This window comes from Acinetobacter lactucae (genome assembly GCF_001605885.1).
Classification (GTDB): domain Bacteria; phylum Pseudomonadota; class Gammaproteobacteria; order Pseudomonadales; family Moraxellaceae; genus Acinetobacter; species Acinetobacter lactucae.
This window is the reverse complement of record NZ_LRPE01000012.1, coordinates 111,163-135,709: the sequence shown is the minus strand read 5'-3', so window position 1 is coordinate 135,709 and position 24,547 is coordinate 111,163. Positions and strand designations below refer to the sequence as shown.

General features: G+C 38.7%; 23 protein-coding genes and 1 tRNA gene. 15 read left to right on the top strand and 9 right to left on the bottom strand.

Annotation, left to right across the window (positions count from 1 at the left end; genetic code table 11):
* Positions 1-1,155, top strand: a complete 1,155-nt coding sequence (locus AWW73_RS06925) for a hypothetical protein (protein WP_062849205.1) — start codon at positions 1-3, stop codon at positions 1,153-1,155.
* Between the two features lie 102 nt (positions 1,156-1,257).
* Here AWW73_RS06925 and AWW73_RS06920 read toward each other — a convergent pair whose 3' ends face one another.
* From AWW73_RS06920 to cysS, 3 genes are all read right to left on the bottom strand, one after another.
* Entirely contained in the window at positions 1,258-1,719 is a 462-nt protein-coding gene (locus AWW73_RS06920; protein WP_062849204.1) for a very short patch repair endonuclease, read from the bottom strand.
* 269 nt (positions 1,720-1,988) lie between these two features.
* Positions 1,989-2,064: transfer RNA gene (locus AWW73_RS06915), tRNA-Gly, on the bottom strand.
* Positions 2,065-2,127: 63 nt separating this feature from the next.
* Entirely contained in the window at positions 2,128-3,549 is a 1,422-nt protein-coding gene (gene cysS / locus AWW73_RS06910; protein ID WP_062849203.1) for a cysteine--tRNA ligase, read from the bottom strand.
* 213 nt (positions 3,550-3,762) lie between these two features.
* On the opposite strand from cysS, the gene AWW73_RS06905 reads away from it, so the two are divergent.
* The 11 genes from AWW73_RS06905 to AWW73_RS06855 all read left to right on the top strand — a co-directional run bounded on the left by AWW73_RS06905 (position 3,763) and on the right by AWW73_RS06855 (position 14,513).
* Positions 3,763-4,740, top strand: a complete 978-nt coding sequence (locus tag AWW73_RS06905; RefSeq protein WP_031947858.1) for a KpsF/GutQ family sugar-phosphate isomerase — start codon at positions 3,763-3,765, stop codon at positions 4,738-4,740.
* Positions 4,741-4,743: 3 nt separating this feature from the next.
* The gene (locus AWW73_RS06900) at positions 4,744-5,283 is read left to right on the top strand and encodes a KdsC family phosphatase (protein WP_016141540.1); all 540 of its coding nucleotides are present in this window, start codon (positions 4,744-4,746) and stop codon (positions 5,281-5,283) included.
* 37 nt (positions 5,284-5,320) lie between these two features.
* Complete coding sequence (gene lptC, locus AWW73_RS06895) at positions 5,321-5,869, top strand: LPS export ABC transporter periplasmic protein LptC (RefSeq protein WP_016144761.1); 549 nt, start codon at positions 5,321-5,323, stop codon at positions 5,867-5,869.
* Positions 5,853-6,401, top strand: coding sequence for a lipopolysaccharide transport periplasmic protein LptA (gene lptA / locus AWW73_RS06890; RefSeq protein WP_016144762.1), 549 nt, complete (start codon positions 5,853-5,855; stop codon positions 6,399-6,401). Before lptC ends, lptA begins: the two co-directional genes overlap by 17 nt.
* Positions 6,401-7,144, top strand: coding sequence for an LPS export ABC transporter ATP-binding protein (gene lptB / locus AWW73_RS06885; RefSeq protein ID WP_031947859.1), 744 nt, complete (start codon positions 6,401-6,403; stop codon positions 7,142-7,144). The genes lptA and lptB overlap by 1 nt, the downstream gene beginning before the upstream one ends.
* Positions 7,145-7,418: 274 nt before the next feature.
* Positions 7,419-8,885 (top strand): TolC family protein, encoded by a 1,467-nt coding sequence (locus tag AWW73_RS19285; protein WP_062849202.1) that lies wholly within the window; start codon positions 7,419-7,421, stop codon positions 8,883-8,885.
* Entirely contained in the window at positions 8,882-11,023 is a 2,142-nt protein-coding gene (locus AWW73_RS06875) for a type I secretion system permease/ATPase (RefSeq protein ID WP_057105266.1), read from the top strand. The genes AWW73_RS19285 and AWW73_RS06875 overlap by 4 nt, the downstream gene beginning before the upstream one ends.
* A complete protein-coding gene (locus AWW73_RS06870; RefSeq protein WP_057105265.1) occupies positions 11,020-12,216 on the top strand; it encodes an HlyD family type I secretion periplasmic adaptor subunit in 1,197 nt (398 codons plus the stop codon). Before AWW73_RS06875 ends, AWW73_RS06870 begins: the two co-directional genes overlap by 4 nt.
* Positions 12,217-12,311: 95 nt before the next feature.
* The gene (locus AWW73_RS06865; RefSeq protein WP_031947863.1) at positions 12,312-12,911 is read left to right on the top strand and encodes an IMPACT family protein; all 600 of its coding nucleotides are present in this window, start codon (positions 12,312-12,314) and stop codon (positions 12,909-12,911) included.
* On the top strand, positions 12,904-13,515 hold the full coding sequence (locus tag AWW73_RS06860; RefSeq protein ID WP_062849201.1) for a DapH/DapD/GlmU-related protein: 612 nt from the start codon (positions 12,904-12,906) through the stop codon (positions 13,513-13,515). Before AWW73_RS06865 ends, AWW73_RS06860 begins: the two co-directional genes overlap by 8 nt.
* Before the next feature lie 155 nt (positions 13,516-13,670).
* Positions 13,671-14,513, top strand: a complete 843-nt coding sequence (locus tag AWW73_RS06855; RefSeq protein ID WP_002115820.1) for a universal stress protein — start codon at positions 13,671-13,673, stop codon at positions 14,511-14,513.
* Positions 14,514-14,629: 116 nt separating this feature from the next.
* Here AWW73_RS06855 and AWW73_RS06850 read toward each other — a convergent pair whose 3' ends face one another.
* The 5 genes from AWW73_RS06850 to mutS all read right to left on the bottom strand — a co-directional run bounded on the left by AWW73_RS06850 (position 14,630) and on the right by mutS (position 20,189).
* Entirely contained in the window at positions 14,630-15,298 is a 669-nt protein-coding gene (locus AWW73_RS06850) for an O-methyltransferase (protein ID WP_016144769.1), read from the bottom strand.
* 139 nt (positions 15,299-15,437) lie between these two features.
* Positions 15,438-16,160, bottom strand: a complete 723-nt coding sequence (locus AWW73_RS06845; RefSeq protein WP_005802595.1) for a D-Ala-D-Ala carboxypeptidase family metallohydrolase — start codon at positions 16,158-16,160, stop codon at positions 15,438-15,440.
* Positions 16,161-16,290: 130 nt separating this feature from the next.
* Positions 16,291-16,614, bottom strand: a complete 324-nt coding sequence (fdxA, locus tag AWW73_RS06840) for a ferredoxin FdxA (RefSeq protein WP_003650851.1) — start codon at positions 16,612-16,614, stop codon at positions 16,291-16,293.
* Between the two features lie 343 nt (positions 16,615-16,957).
* Complete coding sequence (locus tag AWW73_RS06835; RefSeq protein ID WP_062849200.1) at positions 16,958-17,488, bottom strand: GNAT family N-acetyltransferase; 531 nt, start codon at positions 17,486-17,488, stop codon at positions 16,958-16,960.
* Between the two features lie 61 nt (positions 17,489-17,549).
* A complete protein-coding gene (gene mutS / locus AWW73_RS06830; RefSeq protein ID WP_062849199.1) occupies positions 17,550-20,189 on the bottom strand; it encodes a DNA mismatch repair protein MutS in 2,640 nt (879 codons plus the stop codon).
* Between the two features lie 355 nt (positions 20,190-20,544).
* Here mutS and AWW73_RS06825 point away from each other — a divergent pair, with 355 nt between their 5' ends.
* The 3 genes from AWW73_RS06825 to AWW73_RS06815 all read left to right on the top strand — a co-directional run bounded on the left by AWW73_RS06825 (position 20,545) and on the right by AWW73_RS06815 (position 23,976).
* Positions 20,545-21,171 carry a hypothetical protein gene (locus tag AWW73_RS06825; RefSeq protein ID WP_062849198.1) on the top strand — a complete coding sequence of 209 codons (627 nt, stop codon included), beginning with the start codon at positions 20,545-20,547 and terminating at the stop codon, positions 21,169-21,171.
* A 678-nt stretch (positions 21,172-21,849) separates the two neighbouring features.
* A complete protein-coding gene (locus AWW73_RS06820) occupies positions 21,850-22,404 on the top strand; it encodes a TetR/AcrR family transcriptional regulator (RefSeq protein WP_062849197.1) in 555 nt (184 codons plus the stop codon).
* 267 nt (positions 22,405-22,671) lie between these two features.
* Positions 22,672-23,976 (top strand): MFS transporter, encoded by a 1,305-nt coding sequence (locus tag AWW73_RS06815; protein WP_062849196.1) that lies wholly within the window; start codon positions 22,672-22,674, stop codon positions 23,974-23,976.
* 86 nt (positions 23,977-24,062) lie between these two features.
* On the opposite strand, the gene AWW73_RS06810 is transcribed toward AWW73_RS06815, so the two are convergent.
* Entirely contained in the window at positions 24,063-24,500 is a 438-nt protein-coding gene (locus AWW73_RS06810; protein WP_062849195.1) for a DUF2147 domain-containing protein, read from the bottom strand.
* Positions 24,501-24,547: the final 47 nt, after the last annotated feature.

The following is a 24,547-nucleotide window of genomic DNA, read 5'->3' as shown; positions in this document are numbered from 1 at the left end:
ATGAATTATTTAAAATTAGCTTTAATTGAAGATGATCAAACTACAATTGAAACTTTTGAAAGATCCTGTAAGGTTTTTGAGAGACAGGTTAAAGTCAAAATAGATATTATTAAATGTAGAAATTTATCTGAATTTGAATCAAAAATTTTAGATATTATAGGTTGTGATGGATTAATTGTAGACATGGCATTAACACAGGCTTCAGAAAATGAAGAAAGTGGTTTGCAAGTAATTGAATATTTTTCTAATAATAAAATTATTATTCCAACAGTGGTCTTTACTGGTACACAAGATCCGGTAATATCAAGCCATCCCTTCATTGATATAATGGTTAAAGGGGAGGTTGCTAATGAGGAAATTATAGATAACTTTCTAAAAATAAAATCTTCAGGAATATTAGATATTTTAGGGGGGAAAGGATTGTTAAAAGAATACATGTATAATGTTTTTCATAATAATATTAATAAACAAAAGAAAAGATGGATTGACCATTCAGGAAATAATTTGGAGGAAACAAAAAAAGCTTTATTAAGACATACAATAAATCATTTATTTCAATATCTTGAAGAAGATTCAAGCAAAGTTTTTGTTGAAGAAATGTATATTTATCCGCCTATTTCAAAAATCATAAGCCCCGGATGTATTGTTCGTAAAGATAAAACAGATTATTTAGTTCTTACACCTGCTTGCGATCTCGTACCTAGAGCTTACAAAGAAAAAGATGAAAATGGAGAGGTTAAAAAATCATCTGATGGGGAACCTGTAATTACCATGAAACCAAAAACTAATTGTGTTCTTTTAGCTGAAATTCAACCTTTAGAAAAATCATTACAAGAAGTTTTAGAAATGGATAATTTGTCCCGCTCACCTAAAACTATTAAGAAGTGTTTAGATAAAATTTTTAAAGATGTCTTGGAGTACTATCACTTTTTACCAGATGCTTTTGATTTTAAGGGGGGGACTGTTCTATTTAGATCTATTACTTCAGTCGAACCTGAAAAATTAGCTAACGAATATAGCTCAATTATAATTCGAGTTTCCCCTTTCTTTTTAAATAATATTCAAGCTAGGTTTTCTCGCTATTATGCGAGACAAGGACAACCAGATATTGATTATTCTAGTTTTATGGAAGAAAAAATAGCTATGTATGTATGACGTGAATACTTAAAAACTATATGAATAGTATGGGGGGCTATACAATTTCTTGATTTTTTCTAAATAAATTAATTCTTTAATAGGGGGTAGACTAGCCTTCTATTAAGAAATTATTTGTTCATTTATTTCTAGTAATGGTTCTGAATCCAATAGCCATTTTGTAAGGATATCTATAAGTGCTACAGGATCTTTTTTAGAACGACGTATCGCACACTCCCATATAGTACATATTCTCCAGCCGCTATTTAAAAGAAGGTCTTTAGCTTTCAGATCATTTTCCTGATTTTTAGAAATTTTTGCTTCCCAGAATTCGGTACGGCTAGCCGGTAACTTGAACAACCGACAATTCTGATGCCCATGCCAGAAACAGCCATGTATAAAAATGATAGCCTTGTATTTTGGTAATACAATATCAGGTTTACCAGGTAGGTCTTTGCGGTGGATACGGAAGCGGAAGCCCTGTGCGTGAAGAAGGCCACGGATGAGCAATTCTGGTTTTGTATTTCTTCCTTTAATATTTGACATCATACGGCTACGCGTTGCGCTATCGACAATATCTACCATTATTGTTTATACCTTATTTTTTAATAACGATCAGTTTAGCAGTACTTGAACTTATGAAGGATATATACTTTTTTTGCTTTATAGTAGGTGAGATGTAAATGCATATCACACCCGATAGTTAGAAACTCATGGAAAGATGAGTTTTGATATTTCATTGTGTTGCAGCAGAATATAAGTTGTTTATTTAATATGATTTTGACTAGTCAAAGCTAACCACCAATCCATAAAAAAACCACCTAATTCTTTCGAATTAAGTGGTTTTTAAATTTTGGAGCGGGAAACGAGACTCGAACTCGCGACCCCAACCTTGGCAAGGTTATGCTCTACCAACTGAGCTATTCCCGCAATGTGAGCACATTATAGAGTGTTTCATTAAAGTGTCAACACTCTTGTGATCTAATTGAACGTTTAATCAGCACGACGCCAAACTGTACCTTGGCGAGTATCTTCAAGTACCACACCTTGGTCGAGTAAAGACTGGCGAATACCGTCTGCTTTAGCAAAGTCTTTTGCTTTTTTCGCATCAACACGTTGTTGAATGAAATCTTCAATTTCAGCATCAGACAAAGCAAGCGCTTCTTGTCCAATATCTGATTTTAAGAAATCATCTACATTGTGTTGTACCAAACCTAAAATGTTGGTGAGGTGACGTAATGTCGAATAAAGCACAGTCGCTTGGTCAGCTTGCTCTTCTTTTACAGCACGGTTTAATTCTTTGTTTAGTTCAAACAATACCGCCATTGCTTCAGCAGTATTGAAATCGTCACACATCGCATTGTTAAAACGTTCAATAAAGCTTTGATCAAGCGTTTCAGTTATCGTTTGACCGTACACTTGTTGGTAAGCTTTAAATGAGTGATAGAAGCGAGTCAAAGATGTTTTTGCTTCTTTGAGTGCCACATCAGAGAAGTTCACAGGACTACGATAGTGTGAAGACACAATAAAGTAGCGGATCACTTCAGGGTGGAATTTCTCCATCACGTCACGAATTGTAAAGAAGTTGCCTAAAGACTTAGACATCTTTTCACCATCAACGTTAATGAAGCCAACATGCATCCAGTAGTTTACATATTGTTCGCCAGTCGAAGCTTCACTTTGCGCAATTTCATTTTCATGATGCGGGAACATTAAATCTGAACCACCACCATGAATGTCAAAGTGATTGCCTAAGCAGCAAGTCGACATTGCAGAACACTCAATGTGCCAACCCGGACGGCCATTACCCCAAGGAGATGCCCAAGATGGTTCATTTTCTTTTGCATGTTTCCAAAGTACAAAGTCAAAAGGATGTTTCTTTTCAACTTCTACATCAACGCGTTCACTTGCGCCAGCTTGCATATCATCAAGCTTACGACCAGAGAGGCGACCATATTTCTCAAATTTAGTGACTTCAAAATAAACATCGCCGTTTGAAGCAGGGTAAGCAGCGCCTTTGTTGACTAAATTGCCAATCATATTTTGCATCTGATCAATATATTCAGTTGCTTTAGGTGCTTCATCAGGTGCTAAACAGCCTAGGTTCGCTGCATCTTCATTCATTGCATCGATAAAACGAGTGGTGAGTTGTTGGATTGTTTCACCATTCTCGTTTGCACGTTTGATGATTTTGTCGTCAATGTCGGTAATGTTGCGGATATAGCGAACTTTCCAGCCTTGACTACGTAAGAAACGAATAATGTAGTCAAATGCAACCATAACTCGAGCATGCCCGATATGACAGTAATCGTAAACGGTCATACCGCATACGTACATATCGATGTGACCTTCTTTGCGAGGTACAAATTCAACTTTTTTTCGTTGCTCAGAGTTATATAAAACAAACGGTTGCATAAGGGTTTTCAAACACTCAACAAAAACAGTGTTACATCATAACTGATGCATCATTTTTCACAAAGGTTTATGCAAGAATTTTATAAGCTTGTGAAATCTTATACATTTAAAAACGTGTAGGTGATTGAGTTATGTTAGAATGCCCCCAAATCTTTTGATTAAAATCACCGATCTTCACAAGAGATCAGATCAATTATTTTGAGTCAAACTCGTATGCCCAATCCTACAGATTTCCAAAGCAGCGCATTAGCAACATTGCGTATTGAGCAACAAGCCTTAGACGTGTTAGCAACACAAATTGGTGACAGTTTTAACCGAGCTTGTGAAATATTGTTACAGTGTAAAGGTCGTGTTGTGATCACTGGCATGGGTAAGTCAGGGCATATTGGCCGTAAAATGGCTGCTACTTTTGCCTCAACTGGCACACCATCTTTCTTTATGCATCCGGGCGAAGCTGGACATGGTGATTTGGGGATGCTGGTTCGTGGTGATGTTTTAATTGCGATTTCCAATTCTGGAAAAAGTGATGAAATCATGATGTTGATGCCGTTAATCAAACATCTTGGCGTACCGCTCATTACCATTAGCCGTGATGATAAAGGTCCAATGCCACAAAACGCTGACATTGCTTTAACTTTAGGTGAGTCAGACGAAGCATGTCCATTAGGTTTGGCGCCTACCTCGAGTACGACAGCAACTTTAGTTTTGGGTGATGCACTGGCTGTTGCTTTACTTGAAGCACGTGGTTTTACCGCAGATGATTTTGCTCGCTCGCATCCAGCAGGAGCGTTGGGTAAACGCTTACTTTTACATGTGAAACATCTGATGCATACAGGCGATGAACTGCCAAAAGTTTCACCAGATACACCAATGAATCAAGTGCTTTATGAAATTTCTAATAAGCGTTTAGGCTTGACCACAATTGTAGATGAACAAGAACATTTGCTTGGTATTTTCACCGATGGTGACTTGCGCCGTTTAATTGATAAACAGCAAGGTTTTGATGTGAATTTGCCTGTTTCAGAAGTGATGACAAAAAAACCATCAACGATTTCTCAAGAAGCACGTGCGGTAGAAGCTCTACAACAGCTTAACCTGAAAAAAATTAGTCAGTTTGTGGTGGTCGATGACCATAATAAAGTGATTGGTGTAATTAGTATGCATGACCTTATTCAGGCAGGGGTAAATTAATCAATGGCATCTTATGCATTGTTAGAACAAGCACGTCATTTACAGGCATTGGTTCTGGATGTTGATGGTATTTTGAGTGATGGCTTTGTAACGTTAACTAATAGTGGCGATGAAATTAAATCATTCGATATCCGTGATGGTTTAGGCATGAAGCTTGTGCAGCAAGCGAACATGAAGGTCATCATTATTACAGGCCGAAAAAGTAATATTGTTGAAAAACGTATGTCTGATTTAGGTGTAGATCTAGTTTTTCAAGGGCGTGAAGACAAAGGTTCTGCGCTGCGTGAAGCATGTGCACAGTTTAATATTTTGCCTTCAGATTGCTTATATATGGGCGATGATTGGCCTGATTTGTCGGCTTTTGCAATCGCAGGTATGAGTGTTACTGTGCCAAATGGTCACGAAGAAGTACGTCGCCGTGCGCATTTGGTTACGCAATCGATGGGTGGGCGTGGTGCTGTGCGTGAAGTCTGTGATATGTTGCTGATCGCAAAAGGCATTTACCAAGAACTTCTTGAAAAATATCTTGCAGTACCGCATTAATAATAAGATTACTTAAAAAGGTAGGCTATTCCTGCTCATGGATACCAGAGTTTTATCAATTGTTGCTGTAGTGGTTGCTGCTATAAGTGGTGGTTACTACTACTATAGTGGCAAGGCAAAAAAACTAGACATTGGTTCTGCCAAGAATATGACATATTCAGCGCAGGGCGTCCATTTGACTCAAACTGATGATCAAGGCAATTTGTATATTCGTGCTGAAGTTCGTCAGCTTGAACAGGATATGCAACAAAAAACATCAAAGTTGGATCAGCTTAATGCCTCGATGTATAAAGATGGCAAAGTTGATGCAACATTCTTTGCAAAACAGGCAAATGGCTACGATGATAACCGCAAAGTTATTTTGTCGGGTGATGTGGTCGCAACTAAACTGGCGCCACAAGGGAAGATTGAATTCCGTACCGATGAGTTAACGGGTTATCCAAAAACCAGAGAAATTGAAACAGACCATCAAGTGGTTGTTCAATCTCCGCAAGGCGATTTTGTCAGCAAAGGATTAAAAGCTAATTTGAATAATGGTCAGTACGAATTTTTTAATATTCGAGGAAAGTATGTACCAAAGTCTTAATTTAAAACGTTCTTCAGCTTTCCTAAAACAAGCTGCGGTAATTACATTCGTTGCTTTATCATCTGCTTCGACTTTTGCTTTACCGTCTGACCGTAACCAACAAATTTCGTTAGTGGCAGACCGTGCAACTTATAATGAGAAAACAGGTTTAACGACTTATACGGGTAATGTCGTAATTGAGCAAGGTACGATGAAGCTTCAAGCTGACTCAATTGTTGCTACGCTAAATTCTAAACGCGAAATTCAAACCATTACTGCCAAAGGTAGACCATCTAAATTCCAACAGCAAATCAGTGCTGACAAGGGCGTTGCACGAGGCGAGGGTCAAACCATTGTTTATAATGCAGATACAGGCATTATTACTTTGACCGGTGGTGCATATTTATATCAAGATGGTTCAAGTATTCGTGGTAACTCATTGAAATATAGTATGAATAAAGGTGATGTTGAAGCTCAAGGTTCCTCATCAAACCGTGTTCAAATTATTATTCCGCCATCAACTTCAAAAAGTTTCCCAGGAGCGCGTGACTAATGCAACAAGCTCTTCAACCCCAAACTTTGTGTATTAAGCACTTAGCAAAAAACTATAGTAAACGTTGGGTCGTCAAAGACGTATCTTTTAGTATGCAAAGTGGACAGATTGTTGGTTTGCTTGGCCCGAACGGTGCAGGAAAAACAACAAGCTTCTATATGGTTGTTGGGCTCGTGCGTATGGACAAGGGTGAAATTCACCTTGATGATCTTGATATGTCTGATTTAGCAATGCATGAACGGGCACGTAAAGGAATCGGATATCTTCCGCAAGAAGCTTCTATTTTTAGAAAGCTGACCATTGCTGAAAATATTATGTCTATTTTAGAAACACGCAAAGACTTAAATAAGCAACAGCGCCAGCAACGTCTTACTGAATTATTGAATGACTTTAAAATCAGTCATATTAAAGATTCATTAGGCATGAGTGTGTCTGGTGGTGAACGCCGCCGTGCTGAAATTGCACGTGCATTGGCTGCTGATCCTAAGTTTATGTTACTTGATGAACCATTTGCTGGTGTCGATCCAATTTCGGTTGGAGATATTAAAGACATTATCCAGACCCTAAAAGATCGTGGTATTGGTGTGCTCATCACTGACCATAACGTACGTGAAACTTTGGCAATCTGTGAACGTGCATATATTGTGAGCGAAGGCTCAGTAATTGCAGAAGGTACGCCACAAGAAATTCTGGATAATGAGCAGGTACGTAAAGTCTACTTAGGTGACGATTTTACAGTTTAAACAAAAAAGTTAATCTGTTTGGCTAAAAAGAGGTCAGTGCCTCTTTTTAGCTTTTTTATATTTATTTTTTAAAAAACAATAATTTGGTGGCTTCATTTGATTGAAAAATAATGTGTGAATTATTCCTGCATTTATGCTTCTTTATGCAAAAAAATATGTAGAATGTAAAAGCTTTTAAACGATAACAAACAAGATCAACAAGACAAGCATGATTGGATATAACCAGAGAAGAGTAAAAAGGACATGTAAAAAGCCGGCTTTCCTGAAAGGGTTGATGCTTTTAACTACATTGCATGTACCTATGGTGATATATGCTGCTAAACCAAGTGAGCAATATCACACCTTGAAAGACAACTTGTCACAACTTTTTACCCCTAAAAGTAGTGATGAATTTAAAGTCGCTAAGATGCAAGAGTTGAGTAATTTTAAGCTAGATCGTTCTAGAGTGCAGGAGTTTCCGACTGTTCAACTCAATGATAGAGCAGCTTCATCTTATTCAAGTTTGCCATCTAGAAAAATGACTCTGCAGGAAGCGGTGAAAATCGCGATCCAACGTAACCCTGATATTTCCCAAGCTATTTCAACGTTAGCTGGCCAAAATGCTGGTATTGATGTTGCGAAGGCGGGTTACTATCCACAAATTTCAGGTGGTATTACCACAGGTGATTTGGGTAGTGGGGAGCGTGGTCGGCAGTTATTGACTTTAAACGCAACGCAAATGCTCTATGATTTTGGTAAAGTGAAATCTGGCGTATCGGTGGAGAAAGCCAAGCTGCAAGTCGAGCAGGCCAATGTGTTGGTCAGTATCGATGATATTGCACTTGATGTCGCACAGTCGATTATCAATATTCAGCGCTATCTTCAATTAAATAAAATTGCCGAACAGCAAATTGCAGGTATTCAGCGAATTCAGGAAATCGCTAATTTACGTGCAAACGCAGGTATTAGTAGCCAAGCCGATCCAATTCAAGCCCAATCTTATTTGCAAGCTGCTCAGTCTGGTTTGATTGCTCAACAATCATTGTTACGACAATATCAGCAACACTTAAGAACATTATTGGGTGGCGATGTTTCTCGAACAGGTTGGATTATTTCAGATGATTTAGTGAAAGTTTCTGATTTATATGGCGAACCTGAGTTCAATACCATTCCAAAAATGATCGCTGCACAAGCGGGCATTGAGGTTGCTAAAGCCCAAAAAGAGCAGACACGTTTAACACGTTATCCAACGTTGGCAGTTAAAGGCTCTTTAAGTCAGGCGATTAATGGCAAAAATCCAAATAATGATGAAGATGACGGCCTATATAGTTCGGTCATGCTTGAAGCCACCAGTCAGTTTTATCAAGGTGGAGCAGTTTCTTCTCAGGTAAAAATGGCAAGTTATGCAGAAGAAGCCGCTAAGTCTAAAGTGAATTCTGTCTATCTAGATGTGCTTGATCAGATTAGAACCAGCCGTGAGCAAATTGAAAATAAACAACGCCAAATGCAGGTTTTAGCCAACCGCCAAGCAACTACGGTTCGTACACGAGAGCTTTATCAAGAGCAGTACAAACTCGGGACCCGTTCATTGGTCGATTTATTGAATGCCGAACAGGCCATTCATAGTGCTAACTCAGAACTCGAAACTGCACGTTATGATATCTACAGCAGTATTGTTCAGTACATTGCAGCAACAGGACGTTCTCGCCAAGCTTATGACTTAAATAATATTTCAATTCAGGGGTTCGAAGTACAACCATGATGACAAAAATAAACTACCAGCCCTGGTTACAGGCGGTCTTAACGATTGCTAAACATTATAGAATTGAGCCTTCAGAAGAAAGAATTCGTTTACAACTTGACTGGAACCAAAATCAAAACCTAGACGATATTTTACAGCTCATTACACGTCAGGTCGGACTCAATTTACGTAAAGTACCTTTTTCTTTAGAGTTGCTTAACCCATGGCGTTTACCTGTCATGGTTGAGTTCAATGATGGACAGATCGGTGTCATTGATAAGGCCGATACACAAGGAAATGTCAGTATCCAGTTTAGTGGAGATCATGGCCTTTCCCAAAATTTAAGCTTAGATGTCTTAAAAACAACAATTAAGAATGTCTATATCCTGCGTCCTGAAACCTCTATTCCCGACGCACGTATTGACGAATATATCAAGCCATATGAAGCAAGCTGGTTCTGGTCAATTGTTCTAAGAGACTGGAAGCGCTACGTTGATATTATGTTTGCCTCGCTTATTGCCAATGTACTGGCGCTAGCGACCATTATTTTCTCAATGCAAGTCTATGACCGTGTTGTACCTTCACAGTCTATCCCGACTTTATGGGTGTTGGCTGGTGGTGTACTGATTGCTGCCATTTTCGAGTTCACCTTACGTATATCACGAGTGTATTTGTCCGATATTATTGGTAAACGTGCCGACTTGCGTGTTTCTGACCGTGTATTTGGTCATGCATTACGCATCAAAAATAAAGACCGTTCAAAATCTACCGGTAGTTTTATTTCACAGATTCGTGAGCTCGAAGGTGTTCGTGAGTTAGTGACTTCAACCACCATTAGTGCGATTGCCGATTTCCCATTCTTTTTCCTGTTCCTGATCATTTTTGCGATTATTGGCGGAAATTTATTTTGGGTGATGTTGCTGGTTGTGCCGCTCATGATTTTGCCGGGTATTTTAGTACAGAAGAAACTGGCACAACTTGCACAAGAGGGTATGAGAGAATCTTCAATCCGTAATGCAATTCTTGTTGAAGCGGTGCAGGGTATTGAAGACATCAAGCTATTACGTGCTGAGTCACGTTTCCAAAACCAGTGGAACCACATGAATGAAGTTTCAGCCGATATCGGGATGAGACAGCGTAAAATTGTCGGAACCTTAATGGCATGGACTCAAATGCTGCAAGGTTTAACTTATGCAATTGTGGTTTTGGTTGGATGTTTTGCTGTGATGGAAGGTGAAATGACCACAGGTGCATTAGTGGCCTGTTCTATTTTATCTTCACGCATGTTAGCGCCGATTGCCCAAATTACAGGTGTTTTAGGTCGTTTACAGCAAGCGAAAGTTGCAAAACAAAGCCTGGATGAGCTCATGCAGCGTCCGATTGATCAGGCTGACCGTTCGCATCTGGTACACAAGGCAGTTTTAAATGGCGACTATGAACTAAAAAATGTCTTGTTCCAATATGGAGAAGAAGACCCGAAACCAAGTTTGGCCATTCGTCATTTAAAAATTCGTGCTGGTGAAAAAATTGCAATATTGGGGCGTAATGGTGCGGGTAAATCGACGCTGCTTCAGCTTCTATCTGGTATGCAAGTTCCAACTCAAGGCGCAGTACATTTAGATGGTCTCGATCTTTCGTTAATTGATCCGTCTGATGTACGCCGTGATATGGGCTTACTCAACCAGAATGCGCATCTTTTCTACGGTACGATTCGTGAAAACCTCACTTTGGGCGCACCGCTTGCAACGGATGAAGAGATTCTTCGTGCATTAGTGGTAACGGGTGCACTACCTTTTGTTCAAGAGAAAAAAGAAGGGCTTGATCACCTGATTTTAGAAGGTGGTGTTGGTTTCTCTGGTGGTCAGAAACAAGCATTGTTACTGGCTCGTTTGTTGATTCGTCAACCTAACATTTTATTGTTAGACGAACCGACAGCAGCCATTGATGACGTGGCAGAGAAACAACTGATTGATCATTTAAAAGGTTGGCTGGCACATCGTACTTTGGTCGTTGCAACACACCGCCGCGCTGTATTAGAACTGGTGGACCGTATTATTGTCGTGAATGAAGGCAAAATCGTGATGGATGGTCCAAGAGATCAGGTCCTGAATCAATCAACAGCCCAACAAAAACAAGTGAGCCAAGGGGGTAATTCATGAGCGAACCACAACAAGAACAACAACTCACCCGTTCAATGAATGTATCTTATAGTGAGCCACCCTTACCACGTGCCAGTTTAGTGATCTGGATTGTGGGCATTGGCTTAGTGATTTTCTTTATCTGGGCGTGGGTATTTAAACTTGAAGAAGTTTCGACCGGTACAGGTAAAGTCATTCCATCTTCTAAAGAGCAGGTCATCCAGTCTTTAGAAGGCGGTATCTTAACCAAGCTGAATGTACAAGAAGGTGACATTGTTCAAAAAGGCGAAATTCTTGCTCAGCTTGATCCAACCCGTTTTGCATCAAATGTCGGTGAATCAAGATCTTTACTGATCTCGGCTCAAGCAACAGCAGCGCGTTTACGTGCGGAAGTAAATGGTACACCTTTGGTTTTTCCTGAAATTGTGATGAAAGAACCAAAGCTGGTACATGAAGAAACAGCGCTATATCGGTCTCGTCGTGCAGATTTAGAACAGACCATTGCTGGCTTAAAACAAGCGTTACAACTGGTACAACAAGAATTGGCGATGACTGAACCTTTAGTTGCTAAAGGTGCAGCAAGTGAGGTCGAGGTTTTACGTTTACGTCGTGAAGCCAATGACCTTAGAAACAAAATGAATGATGCGCAGAACCAGTATTATGTTAAGGCTCGTGAAGAGTTATCAAAAGCCAATACTGATATTGAAACGCAACAACAAGTTGTACTGGGTCGTACCGACAGTTTAGATCGTGCAGTGTTCAGAGCACCGGTACGTGGTGTTGTAAAAGAAATTGCAGTCACTACCCATGGTGGTGTGATTCCGCAAAACGGTAAATTGATGACGATTGTACCGATTGACGAACAGCTGCTTATTGAAGCGCGTATTTTGCCGCGTGACATTGCTTTTATTCGTCCGGGCCAAGAAGCATTGGTTAAGATCACAGCCTATGACTATTCAATTTATGGTGGTTTAAAAGGTAAGGTTACGGTTATTTCACCAGACACGATTCGTGATGAAGTGAAACAAGACCAATTCTATTATCGTGTTTATATCCGCACTGATTCCGACAAACTTTACAATAAAGAAGGTAAGGCTTTTGGTATTACACCGGGTATGGTGGCAACAGTAGATATTCGTACTGGTCAAAAAACGGTACTCGATTACTTGCTTAAACCATTTAATAAAGCCAAAGAAGCGTTACGAGAAAGATAATAAAAAAAGCCCCGAGAGATTCGGGGCTTTTTTTATAGGTTTGATTCTATTAAATTCACGTTATAATTTGATTTTTATTATGCTTTATTTAATTTATGGCTTTTACGATTGCATCACAGATTACATTTGAAGAAGAAATTAAAAAAAGTAGATTTCAGGCGATTGCTGCGCCAGTAGAAAATGAACAGCAGGTTAAAGAATTTTTAGAACACAATAAGGATATCTCGACCACTCACCAATGTTGGGCGTGGAAAATTGGGCATAACGTACGCTTTAATGATGATGGTGAACCGTCAGGAACAGCAGGCCGTCCAATCTTGGCGACTATTGAAGGGAATGACCTGACCAATATTATTGTGATGGTTAACCGCTGGTATGGCGGTATAAAACTGGGAACAGGTGGTCTTGTTAGAGCATACGGTGGCTGTGCTGGACAATGTTTATTGTTGGCTGAACGTATTGAACTCATTGCCAAGAAAACGATTTACTTTTCTTGTCATTTTAATGAGTGGGCGATATTCCAATATGAGCTTACTCAACAACAAATTGAATATCAGGAAAGCTACACTGCTACGGGTGTAGATATCGAAGCAAGGCTACAAATACATCAAATTGAACCGCTCGCCTTAAAACTTAGAGACGTAACACGTGGTCGTGAAGAATTAAAAATTGAAGAGGAATTAACAGATGACTGATTCCTTATTGAAATATCGTGAGCAACATAAGCACCGCTTAAACTATATGCCATGGTTATATTGGAGTTTAAAACCTAAAAACCGTGCTTGGGCTGAAGAGTGGCAAAAAGAATATCAAGCTTATTTAATGGATATGGAAACTGTTGAGATTGGTGAAAATTGTTTTATTTCACCACTAGCACATATTTTTGCTGAACCAGGTCGCAAAATTATTATTGGGGATAATAGTTTTATTGCGGCTGATTGCACCTTGCATGGACCGCTGGAAATCGGTAACGAAGTCGCGATTAACCATCATTGTATTTTAGATGGTGGACGAGCCGGCATAAAATTGCATGACCAAGTCCGTATTGCAGCATATTGCCACTTATATGCATTTGATCATGGGATGCAGTTAGATCGTCCACTTTACCAACAGCCTGTTAGCTCCAAAGGAATTGAAATTGAGCAGGACGTTTGGTTGGGTGCTCATGTGGGCATCAAAGACGGTATAAAAATCGGTAAACATGCTGTGGTCGGGATGAATAGTATGGTGACCAAAGATGTTGAGCCGTACCATATTGTCGGTGGGAACCCAGCAAAATTTATTCGTTTAAGGGAATAATGCAGTCTTAAGAATGTAATAAAATGTTTGATCTTTAAACAAAAAAGTTGGTTTTTATACATAAACCTTAACATACCAATTTTTATCTATGTTAAGTTAAAGCTAAGTTTTAATAATAATCTCCAAGGCAAAAGACCTGAAGAAGAGAGGCTAACATGAACCGTGTTATTGCGTGTATTGATTCATCACCGTGTATTAATGCTATTGCGGATGCAGCAGCATGGGTTGCTAAAGCAACCGGACGGGAACTTGTATTACTACAAATTCTGGACTATTACCCAGCCAGTTATCATCTTGGTGAAATTAGTGGGGTAATCGGCTTTGAAAGCAATGCAATGCTACTAAAAGAGTTAGCTGAGCTAGAGCAAAAACAAAGTGAACTCGCGTTAGACTATAGTAATAATTTACTCCGCCATATTTCTGATCTTATTCAAGAAAAACATGGAATTACCAGTTCAAAAATCCAAGAAAAAGGCGATTTTCTAGAACAAAGTTTTAATCTCTTACACGAAAATGACATTGTGATTTTAGGTCGAGTCGGGGAGCGAGCTGCCGAAAAACATAAACCAATTGGTAGTAATGTCGAAAACTTTATTCGTGGGGCTAACTGTACAGTTTTGACGATTGGTGAAAACTTTAAAGTCCCAACCCGTTTTATCTTTGCTTATGAATACTCGCCAACTTGTCAAAAAATGATGCGCCGTATTGCTCAAAGTGACTTATTGCGAACATTGCAATGTCATTTGGTGTATGTAGGTGATCATCCAGAAATATTAAATGAACCTGAGCATTACCTTAAACAAGCGGGCCTCGATGTTGTCACTGTTTACCGTTATGGTGATGTCGCGCAGAATATTCTAGAGTACCAACAAGAGCACGGCATTCAAATTATTGTGTTAGGGGCATTTAGCCATAGCAAAATTCACCAGTTCTTCTTGGGAAGTATTGCGACAACCATATTCCGAAACGCGACTGTACCGTTACTTGTGGCTAAATAATAAGATTTGCATATAGTTATCCGCAAATCTTGTGGATAACTATATGGAAAAGCAACAGTAATAAAAGTAATTAATTGATTATAAATAATAAAATAAAAAAGATGATTTTTTAACCATTATTTCACAATTGCAATTGCGAAGCCATCATGACCTTTTGAGCCAACCGTTTGTAGGGCTGTACAAGACAGAATTTGTGGATGGTTTTCTAAGGCTTTAAACATTTCACGGATGCCTTCAATACTCGGTTTTTTATTGTCAGGATTTAAAATATCACCTGCACGAATAACATTGTCGAGCACGATAATCGTACCTGATCTTGAAAATTTCAGACTCAATTCTAAATATTCCGGATAACCCTGTTTATCAGCATCAATGAAAATAAAATCAAAAGGCTCGATAGATTCAGGATCAATTGCAGATAGGATATCTGCGGCACGACCAGCTCGAAGATCAACTTTTACAGGAAGATTGGCATGGTCGATATTTTTTTGAGCCATTTCTGCATGAGTAGCACGGCCTTCTATTGTGAGTAAATAACCATCTTCAGGTAAAGCACGGCCTAACCAGATGGTACTGTATGCAGCAAAGGTTCCAATTTCTAAGACTCGTTTGCATTTATTCATTTGAATAAGCATCTGCAAGAACATACCTTGGTTAGGTGCCACTGCAAGATGATTTGAAAAGCCGTGTTCGTCGGTATTCTTTAATGCATATTCGAGTCGCGGGTCTTCGGGAATTAAATGTGAATCGATATATTGGTCAATGTCTGTCCACATCTGCTGCATAATCAAATTTACCTATATGTTGATCGGGCTATTTTAAACGTTTATGCATAGAGTGCAAAAATCTTCGGTTGAAGAAATTTTGGTTGATTGGGAAATGAACAATAAAAAAACTCCTTTCAGTTGAAAGGAGTTTTTTAAATTAGAAATTACACATCGAACTGTTTCGGGTGAGGTCAGGTCCCCAAGTGCGATAGCCTTGAGTATCGATATGAATCTGTCCTGAACTATATAAGCCAATACCCATATTTAAGCTTTGACCATGCTGAGCCCAGAACTGACAAAGTTTAAACTTGGTATTTTCGATAAATGCATAATCTTGAGCTTGTGGGAACTCAGGACCAATACGGAAATCGATTGCCGAGTTAAATAAATGTTTAGATGAGCTTGCGCCGCCTGCACATTCATTTAAAGGTAAGTCGCGGTAAACTGAGGTCACTTCAAAGTCGGTGAGAACTTTTGCTGCAACTAAATATTTAAATACGCGTAGGGTAGATAAAGAATTTCCCCATAGTTCGCGGTTAGGTACAGCATATTCAGAGCGTCCACATTTTTGCCAATCACGTGCTGAGCGTAATAACTCAAAACTTGGCACAATGCCTGCGACGTTGTTTCGGGTTAAGAATTTTTCGTATTCACGAACACGTTGGTAATTTTCACCAGAACTTAACCAGCTTCGATATGAGGCAGGCTCAACTTTAGGGGGAATTGGGCGCTCAATAATAACGCGCTCTTGTGGAATAAAGATTCGTTTACCACTTGGAGAGGTTTTGCCTGTTGTTGTGTGTTGGGGAGAGCTGACACAACCTACCATAACCGCTGGGATTATGCATAAGGGCACCAGACTCTGCAAAAACTTCCGCATAAGAAAAATTAAGCACTTATAAATATTGCGGCTATTTTAATGCAAAACAGTGCACAAATTACGAGGAATTTGCAATGAAATGTTTGAATAGGGTATAAAAAAGATCAGCGGTTGCTGATCTTTTTTGAAATTACTTTTCAAGATATTGTAATTTATCAGGTTTGCCGTTCCATTCTTCACGGTCCGCTGGCTGGTCACCAATTTGAGTAATGTTAGGCCATTTTTGAGAAAGGTCAGCATTTAATTCAATAAATACTTCTTGACCTTCTGGTAACTCATCTTCAGAGAAAATTGCATTTGCCGGGCACTCTGGTTCACATAATGCACAGTCAATACATTCATCCGGATTAATCACTAGGAAATTCGGACCTTCGTAAAAACAGTCTACAGGACAAACTTCTACGCAATCTTGGTATTTACATTTAATACAATTTTCAGTGACAACAAAGGTCATGGCGACAGCTACCTAAAAAATATGGTTTCATTTCGAATAGCTTATTTTAGGCAAAAAAGGGGTAAACAAACAATTGCTTTTATTGATATTCTTTATTCATGCATATGAAGATAAGTTAATACGTTGATAATCAAACAGTTCTTCCAACCTTGTGAAGTGCTAATCTGTAAAATTAAAATAATAATATATTTTATAAAACAATAACTTAAAAAATATTTGATTTAGTTGTTTAGATGTCATTTAAGTCAAGGCACCTATTTTAATAAATGCCTTAACTTTTCATTTTTTCTTTTACAAGTTTTGATTTTCTGTTTTTTACTAAAAAAACCTTAAATTTTTAAAGCTAAACGTTACACAGTAAATGGATATCTTCGGGTTCGAGCTGCCAAAGTTGTTGATCTGGAGCACTTAATGGTTGCGCGCCATGTTTCATATAGAAGTCTACAGTGCGGCGACTTGGAGTTGCTGAAATATACAATTGTTTTGCGCCGAGTTGCTGGGCGGATTCTTTTGCGACTTGCATCAGTTTGGCACCAATGCCTTGACCTTGCTGATCGGCATCAACATAAAAATAGTGGAGTAATTTAGCTTGAGGATAGTCAGCTATCCCTTGGTTTGATACCACACTCACGCCAACGAGTTTTTCTGTAGCATCAAATGCACCGACAAATATTGAACCTTGTGCAAAGAGTTGTTTGAGCTTAGGTGGATCATTTTCTAGATGATATGAATCCCAATGTTGCACATCAAAAAAACAATCCACCAATTCAAGCTGTTGCTGGTTTTGAATATACATTTGGGTGATTAATTCACGGCGGCTAATCTGCTGCCAAATAAGATCGATTTCTGAATTTTGTAAAGATCTTAAGATCATATAAATATTATTCTCCGATATGAATAAGCAGACCTAAGCCTGCTTATTCGGAAGTGCTTTATTAAGATTTGAGGGCAGCTTTCAGCTCATAGAGTTGTTCAAGTGCCTGACGAGGCGATAAGTTATCGACTTCAATCTGCTTAAGTAAATCTAGAGCAGGGGATGAAACTTCGATCTCAACTACTTTTTCTATGATTTGTGAGCCAGCGTTTGCATCTGGTGGAGCAAACAAATCATTTTGAAAACTAGTTTGTAGATGTTGTTGCTGCTGTTTTTCTAAAATGCGCAAACGCTTCTGCGCTTCTTTAATAACATTGGCAGGAATGCCCGCTAATTTTGCAACTTGTAAACCATGACTTTGGCTTGCAGGACCTTGCTGAACCTTATGCAATAAAATCAAGTTACCGTTAAGCTCTTGTGCCGTAACATGGTAGTTATCAATTCCTGCTTCACTACCAAGTTCGGTTAACTCAAAATAATGAGTGGCAAATAAACATAAACATTTTACACGTTTAGTTAAATCAACTACGCATGCCCATGCTAAAGATAAACCGTCGTAGGTACTGGTTCCGCGGCCCACCTCATCCATTAAAACCAGCGATTGATTGGTCGCGTGGTGCAGAATTTGCGAAGTTTCAGTCATCTCAACCATAAAGGTAGATTTACCTGTAGATAAATCATCGGCTGAACCAATACGGGTAAAAATTCGGTCAATTGGACCAAGTTTGACGGCCTTAGCTGGAACATAACTACCGCAATAAGCAAGTAAACTGATTAATGCCGTTTGACGCATGAAGGTTGATTTACCGCCCATGTTTGGACCGGTAATAATGGCCATACGGTGCTGGGCATCAAGGAAAGTATCATTTGGGGTAAATGGCGCTTTATTTAATGCTTCAACGACAGGATGGCGGCCTGCCTGAATTTTAATGCCCGTTTCCGGGGTAAATTCAGGACGTGCCCAATTGTTTAGACGCGCTTGATGAGCAAAGTTTGCAATCACATCAATTTGAGCAATTGCTGAACTCATCATTTGTAGATGTGCAATATTTTCACGAAGTTTTTCAAGTAAAGCTTCGAATAATGCTTTTTCACGCGAGAGTGCACGTGACTCGCTCGACAGGACTTTATCTTCAAAACTCTTTAGCTCAGGAGTAATGTAGCGTTCAGCATTTTTTAAAGTTTGACGACGGATATAGTCGGCTGGGGCTTGTTCTGCTTGAGCACGAGTGAGTTCGATATAGTAACCACTTACACGGTTATAACCGATTTTAAGGGTATTAATGCCTGTACGTTCACGCTCTTTAATTTCTAAATCAATTAAGAATTGACCTGCATGATCACGAATTTGACGTAATTCGTCGAGTTCAGCATCATAACCTTCTGCAATTACATTGCCATCACGAAGTAATACAGGAGGGTTTTCAACAATCGCTGCCATTAAGTGTTGATGAAGTGCTTTAAAATCTCCAAGTTCTTGATCAAGTTGAACTAATAGCTTAGATTTCTTTGCCTGAATGACTGGAGTTAACGCCGTTCTTAGAGCTGGAATTTGTGCACATGCATGACGAAGCTGCACTAAATCACGTGGTCGCGCACTACCTAATGCAACACGGCTAAGCACACGTTCAATATCACCAATTTCTTTAAGTACTAAACGAACTGGGTTTTCGTGATATCCCTGAATGAGTTGCTCAATCGCATCTAAACGCGCATCAAGTAATGCAGTATCACGCACAGGTTGCATCAGCGTGCGGCTGAGTAAACGGCCACCCATTGCAGTTTGGCAGTCATTTACCAGTTGGAATAATGACGTTCCGTGTTCAAATAATGGTTCAATAATTTCTAGATTACGGCGCGTGATTGGGTCGAGCGCAATAAAGTCAGTGCTTTGTTCAAGTTGGATTGAACGAATATGCGGTAATGCAGTTTTTTGGGTTTCTTTTGCATAGTGAATAAGTGCAGCGGCAGCAGCTTTGGCTAAAGGCAGTGGGTCTAAACCAAAGCCAGAAAGTGTTGATACCGTAAACTGATCACATAAGGTTTTTTGTGCATTATTTAGGTTGAAGTCCACATTCGGACGTTTAGTGACAGGGCAATCTAAGTGCTTTTTAATTTGTTCAATAATATTGGTATCGACTAAATCTTCATCAATCAAAATTTCACTTGGCATTAAACGCGCAAGTTCAATAGGCAATTGTTCTGGCTTGTAATCTTGTTGTTGAACTTTAAAAATGCCCGCGCTCAAGTCGAGTAAAGCAAAACCAATCTGGTTTTGATGAATGCATAACGAAACGAGATTAGATGATTGATAACTGCTGAGTAATGCATCATCAGTTAATGTACCAGGAGTCAGAATACGAACGACTTTACGTTCAACAGGGCCTTTACCTGTCACTTCTCCAACTTGTTCGCAAATGGCGACAGTGCGCCCAGCTTTGACAAGGCGAGCAAGATAACCTTCTGCCGAATGATAGGGAACACCTGCCATTGGAATAGGTCGACCACTGGCTTTACCACGATGGGTTAAAGTGATGCCTAAAAGTTTGGCTGCTAAATGAGCATCTTCAAAGAAGAGTTCATAAAAGTCACCCATACGGTAGAACAGCAACGCATGTTGATAGTCCGTTTTAACTTTGAGATATTGCTGCATCATAGGTGTATGAGAAGATAAGTCAGCCATGATTTCAGCGCTATTCATGCGTATTAAACCCTTAAAAAATCAATAATATTTTACGTTTGGTCATCTAACCAATTTCAAGTCTTTTAAAGATGGATGTTATTCAAGAAAAGAACACAACTGGATGAACTTTGAGAATTGGCATCCATAGTATAAAGCGAATTGGAGTCACTCCAGAGGAGTAATGGTAACAAATTTGAGTGATTGAAAAAAAGAGCAATGAAGTATCGGAATATAAGACTAATAATTAGTCATTAGAAACGGGGGGCTTCTATACAAAATAATATAAAAACAGCAAGTATTACTTACTCAAGTATCATTTTAATTCGATTGATATTTATACAATATAGTTGCAAGGTCACAAGGATATGAACTGATGAAGTTTCTAAAGTTTCTCACTTTTAGCACGATTCTTACGTTATCCGCACATAGCTATGCGACAGTGGGTGGTGGACAAAAGATTGAAGTATTGGGTTATCAGGCAAAAGAGAGAAAACTTTATGTATTAAGACATTATGAAGATGGTCGAGGACGTCTACCACAACTATATTATTATCTGTTAAATAGTAAATCGCCTGATAAACTTATTGAAGTTAAATCTCTATATATCAATCCTAAAACTCATAAAATTGATTATGATCAAGATAGTATGGGGTTTAATAAGGCTCTAAATAAAATTAAAAAGAATTTAACCCCTTTGATCGTAAGTAAGAGTAAGACTGTAAAAATTCAAACCTTAAAAACTCATCAGAAACAAATATCGGCTTGGTTTGATCCTTCGGGAAAGATCACCCAATATAAAACAGACTATGTTGTAAAATCACCGTCTTTACAGAGTAAGACCCATAGCGCGGTTCATTACACCAAAGCAATAAAAATTTCCCAAAATTATAGTGTGCCTAAACAAAATAAAAGGTTGGTTGTCGTTAAATATCTGGGGGTTCCAGAAGAAACTGGTTACGATATTGAAGATCCGGTTTTACTGCTACCTATGAAAAAATAAGTTTAACAGTAAATAATTTTGTTGGTTCAAATCGGCAATATACACAACACCTATGTATATTCCGATCAAAAACTATTCCCATTAGGCTGTTTTATTTCCTCCTTTATAAACTGCAATTTAACAATAACTTATTCATTATTTAGTCTTACTTTTTCAATGATCTAATTTAAAACAAATGGCATTTTGTGTGCTTGACTGCAATAAATGTGAAGCTTATCCTTTGCCTGCTGGCCACATTGCCAGTCGGTCGTCGCGGACCGTCCCTTAAGGGCATTAAAAGTTTTAAACTTTTAGTGTGTACACCCTCGTGCCCCCTCTATGGCGGAACGGAGGGGGACACCTTTGGGTGTGCTGGAGTCTTAAGGCCAGTCCGCGAACCCCCTTCGTTCTGCCACCATAATTCTAATGTTTTGGCAGAACTCCCAATAAAAAGGAGTTGGCTTTGCACATCCATTATTTCTTGGCTCTCAATGCCAAAAGCTATAACGACACAGCTTAAACTTTTAAAGCAGTTTGATCGCCGTAAGGTGTTCAGGCTTTAAATTACTTCGTCTTAAAACTTACTCAACAATAAAACTTGAGATGTGCCACGCACAGTCTTACGGGCTTTGCTGTGCCTTTTTTTCTCCCGAAAAAGTATCTCATTTAGAAACAACAAGAATTTATAACGGTAAAACTATGCCAAATTTAGTGCTTTCTCCTCGTGCCATACACGTCATCAATAAGTCGATTAATTTATTTCACCACCGTGGGTTTCATACGGTTGGAGTCGACCGTATCGTGAAAGAGTGTGAAGTTACCAAAGCGACTTTTTATAACTTCTTTCAATCAAAAGAACGGTTTATTGAAATCTGCCTAATTGTGCAAAAAGAACGGCTAAAAGAAAAAGTAGTTTCAATTGCTGAGTACGACCAAGGCCCCAACGCTAGGAATAAACTCAAAAAGCTTTATTTCTTACACACCGATGTAGAGGGGCTGTACTTTTTATTATTTAAAGCCATTTTTGAAACGAAACTGATTTATCCAAAAGCCTATCAAGTAGCAATTAAATATAGAACGTGGCTGATTAATGAAATCTATAGCCAGCTTATAAAACTAAAAACCGATGCGACTTTTCAAGACGCCAAACTGTTCTTATATATGATTGAAGGCGCAATCATTCAGCTTTTAGACTCAAATCAAGTGGATGAGAGGGAAAAGGTGTTGGATTGCTTTTTTAAACCATCTATTTGAATCTAATCATCATTTAAATAATAGGATGTATGGTTTGCTTGATTTTTGATAGATGAGCAGACCATAGACACTGTGCGACAAGGTGAACTCATTACTCCGAAAGAATTAAATTATCCGATCTAACCTTTTGTTTATATTATAAAAAAATAATATTTTGACTTTGTTGGCATATTATTGCTATTTTATTTTTACGATAGTCGTAAATCGATTACGTATATCATAATTAAAATGGATTAATTTAAAGCATGTCATGGAGAAGGGAATACCATGAAAGAAGTTGCATTAAGTGATTTGATCAATCAGCAGAAAGTTGGGCGTTATCAAAAATTTATTCTGATCACCTGTTTATTACTGATGATTATGGATGGCTATGACATTCAGTCCATGGCCTACGCCGCTCCCATGATTATAGAAGACTGGGGCGTTCAAAAAACCATGCTCGGAGTTGTGTTTAGCGCCAGCTTATTTGGTTTGTTTGTCGGATCATTTTTATTAAGTTCACTCTCTGATCGTTTTGGCCGCCGTCCCATCTTACTGATCTCGACTTTTATGTTCTCGGTATTGATGCTGGTGACACCACATGTAGGCAATATTGAGCAATTGACTGCAATCCGCTTTGTTACAGGAATTTTTTTAGGAGGGATCATGCCAAATGTTATGGCTTATAGCTCCGAAATTGTTCCATTCAAATCTCGTATTTTTACCATGATGGTCATTTCTTGTGGCTATACGGTAGGGGCAATGTTAGGGGGCGGTATATCCGCCTTACTAGTTCCTTGGGGAGGCTGGCAGGCAATTTTCTATTTTGGCGGTATTGTTCCTTTAATTATTTTCTTTATTACATACTTTAAGCTGCCAGAATCTTTATATTTTTTGAGTGAAGATAATAAAAATACTCCTAAGATTTTATTTTGGTTAAAGAAGTTTTATCCCGCATTAACATTCAATTCAGAAATAAAAATCATCAATAACACTGAAGTTGAGGTTAAAAAGTCGCCGCTTGAGTTATTTAAAAATCAGCGCGCGTTTTTTACCTATTCCATCTGGATCATCAGTATTTTAAACATGATCAGTCTATATTTTCTGGCAAACTGGTTACCGACTTTGGCCAAAGAATCAGGACTCTCACTAAATCAGGCATTGATGATCGGTTCCACTCTACAATTAGGCGGTACGGTTGGTAGTGTTGTGATGGGCCTTAAAATCGATAAGACAGGATTTTATAAAGTATTAATTCCTGTTTTTTTGGTTGCAGTGATGAGTGTTGCTTTAATTGGCTATGCGGTTAACCATATTGTTTTATTATTTATTATCATTTTTATTGCTGGCTTTGCCATTGTTGGTGGGCAACCTGCCATTAATGCACTGTCTGCCAGTTATTACCCAGTTTCACTTCGTACTACAGGGGTGGGCTGGAGTATCGGAATTGCCCGTTTGGGTTCGGTCATTGGGCCGCTATTTGGTGGCTACCTTTCCCAATTTCTGGTCATTACCCATTTATTCGTGATTGCTGCAATACCTTCGCTACTCGTCATTATCATGCTAATGATTCAAGCTAAGTACCGATCATAAAAAACTATTACATGCATCATGCGCATATTGACTGTAATTATGATCGGTAAGTAGATATAAGAAGTTGGTTAATGCTAGTTCATGAGCTATTTAACTCGATACCACGTTTGATTTCGACCAATCGCAGAGATACCAATGTATCCACGCGCAGTAAGTTTTTCACCATCTGGTGATACTGTTAGGCTAAAGCGATAGGTCTTATCTGACTGTGGGTCGAGGATAGAACCTTTGTCATATTTATTTTGACCCACACTTTTTAAATTTTTGACGATGGTTAAGCCAATCAAAGATTTGTTTTTGTAGGTACCTTCACACATCGTACATTTGTTAGCCTCACTTGAAACAAGTATTTTTTCGATGTTTGCAGAGAGGTTGCCATTTTTATCTTGGTTAAATCTTACCAGCGCTCGAGGTTGATTGGTTGCATCATCAATGGTTTTCCAAACACTGCCATGTAGTTTGTCCGATGCAAATGAATGAACCGAATAAAGGCTGAATAAAATTAATAATGAATATTTTTTCATATCAATGGTTTCTCGAATTAAAAATAAATGGTTTTAAAGGCTAGAAT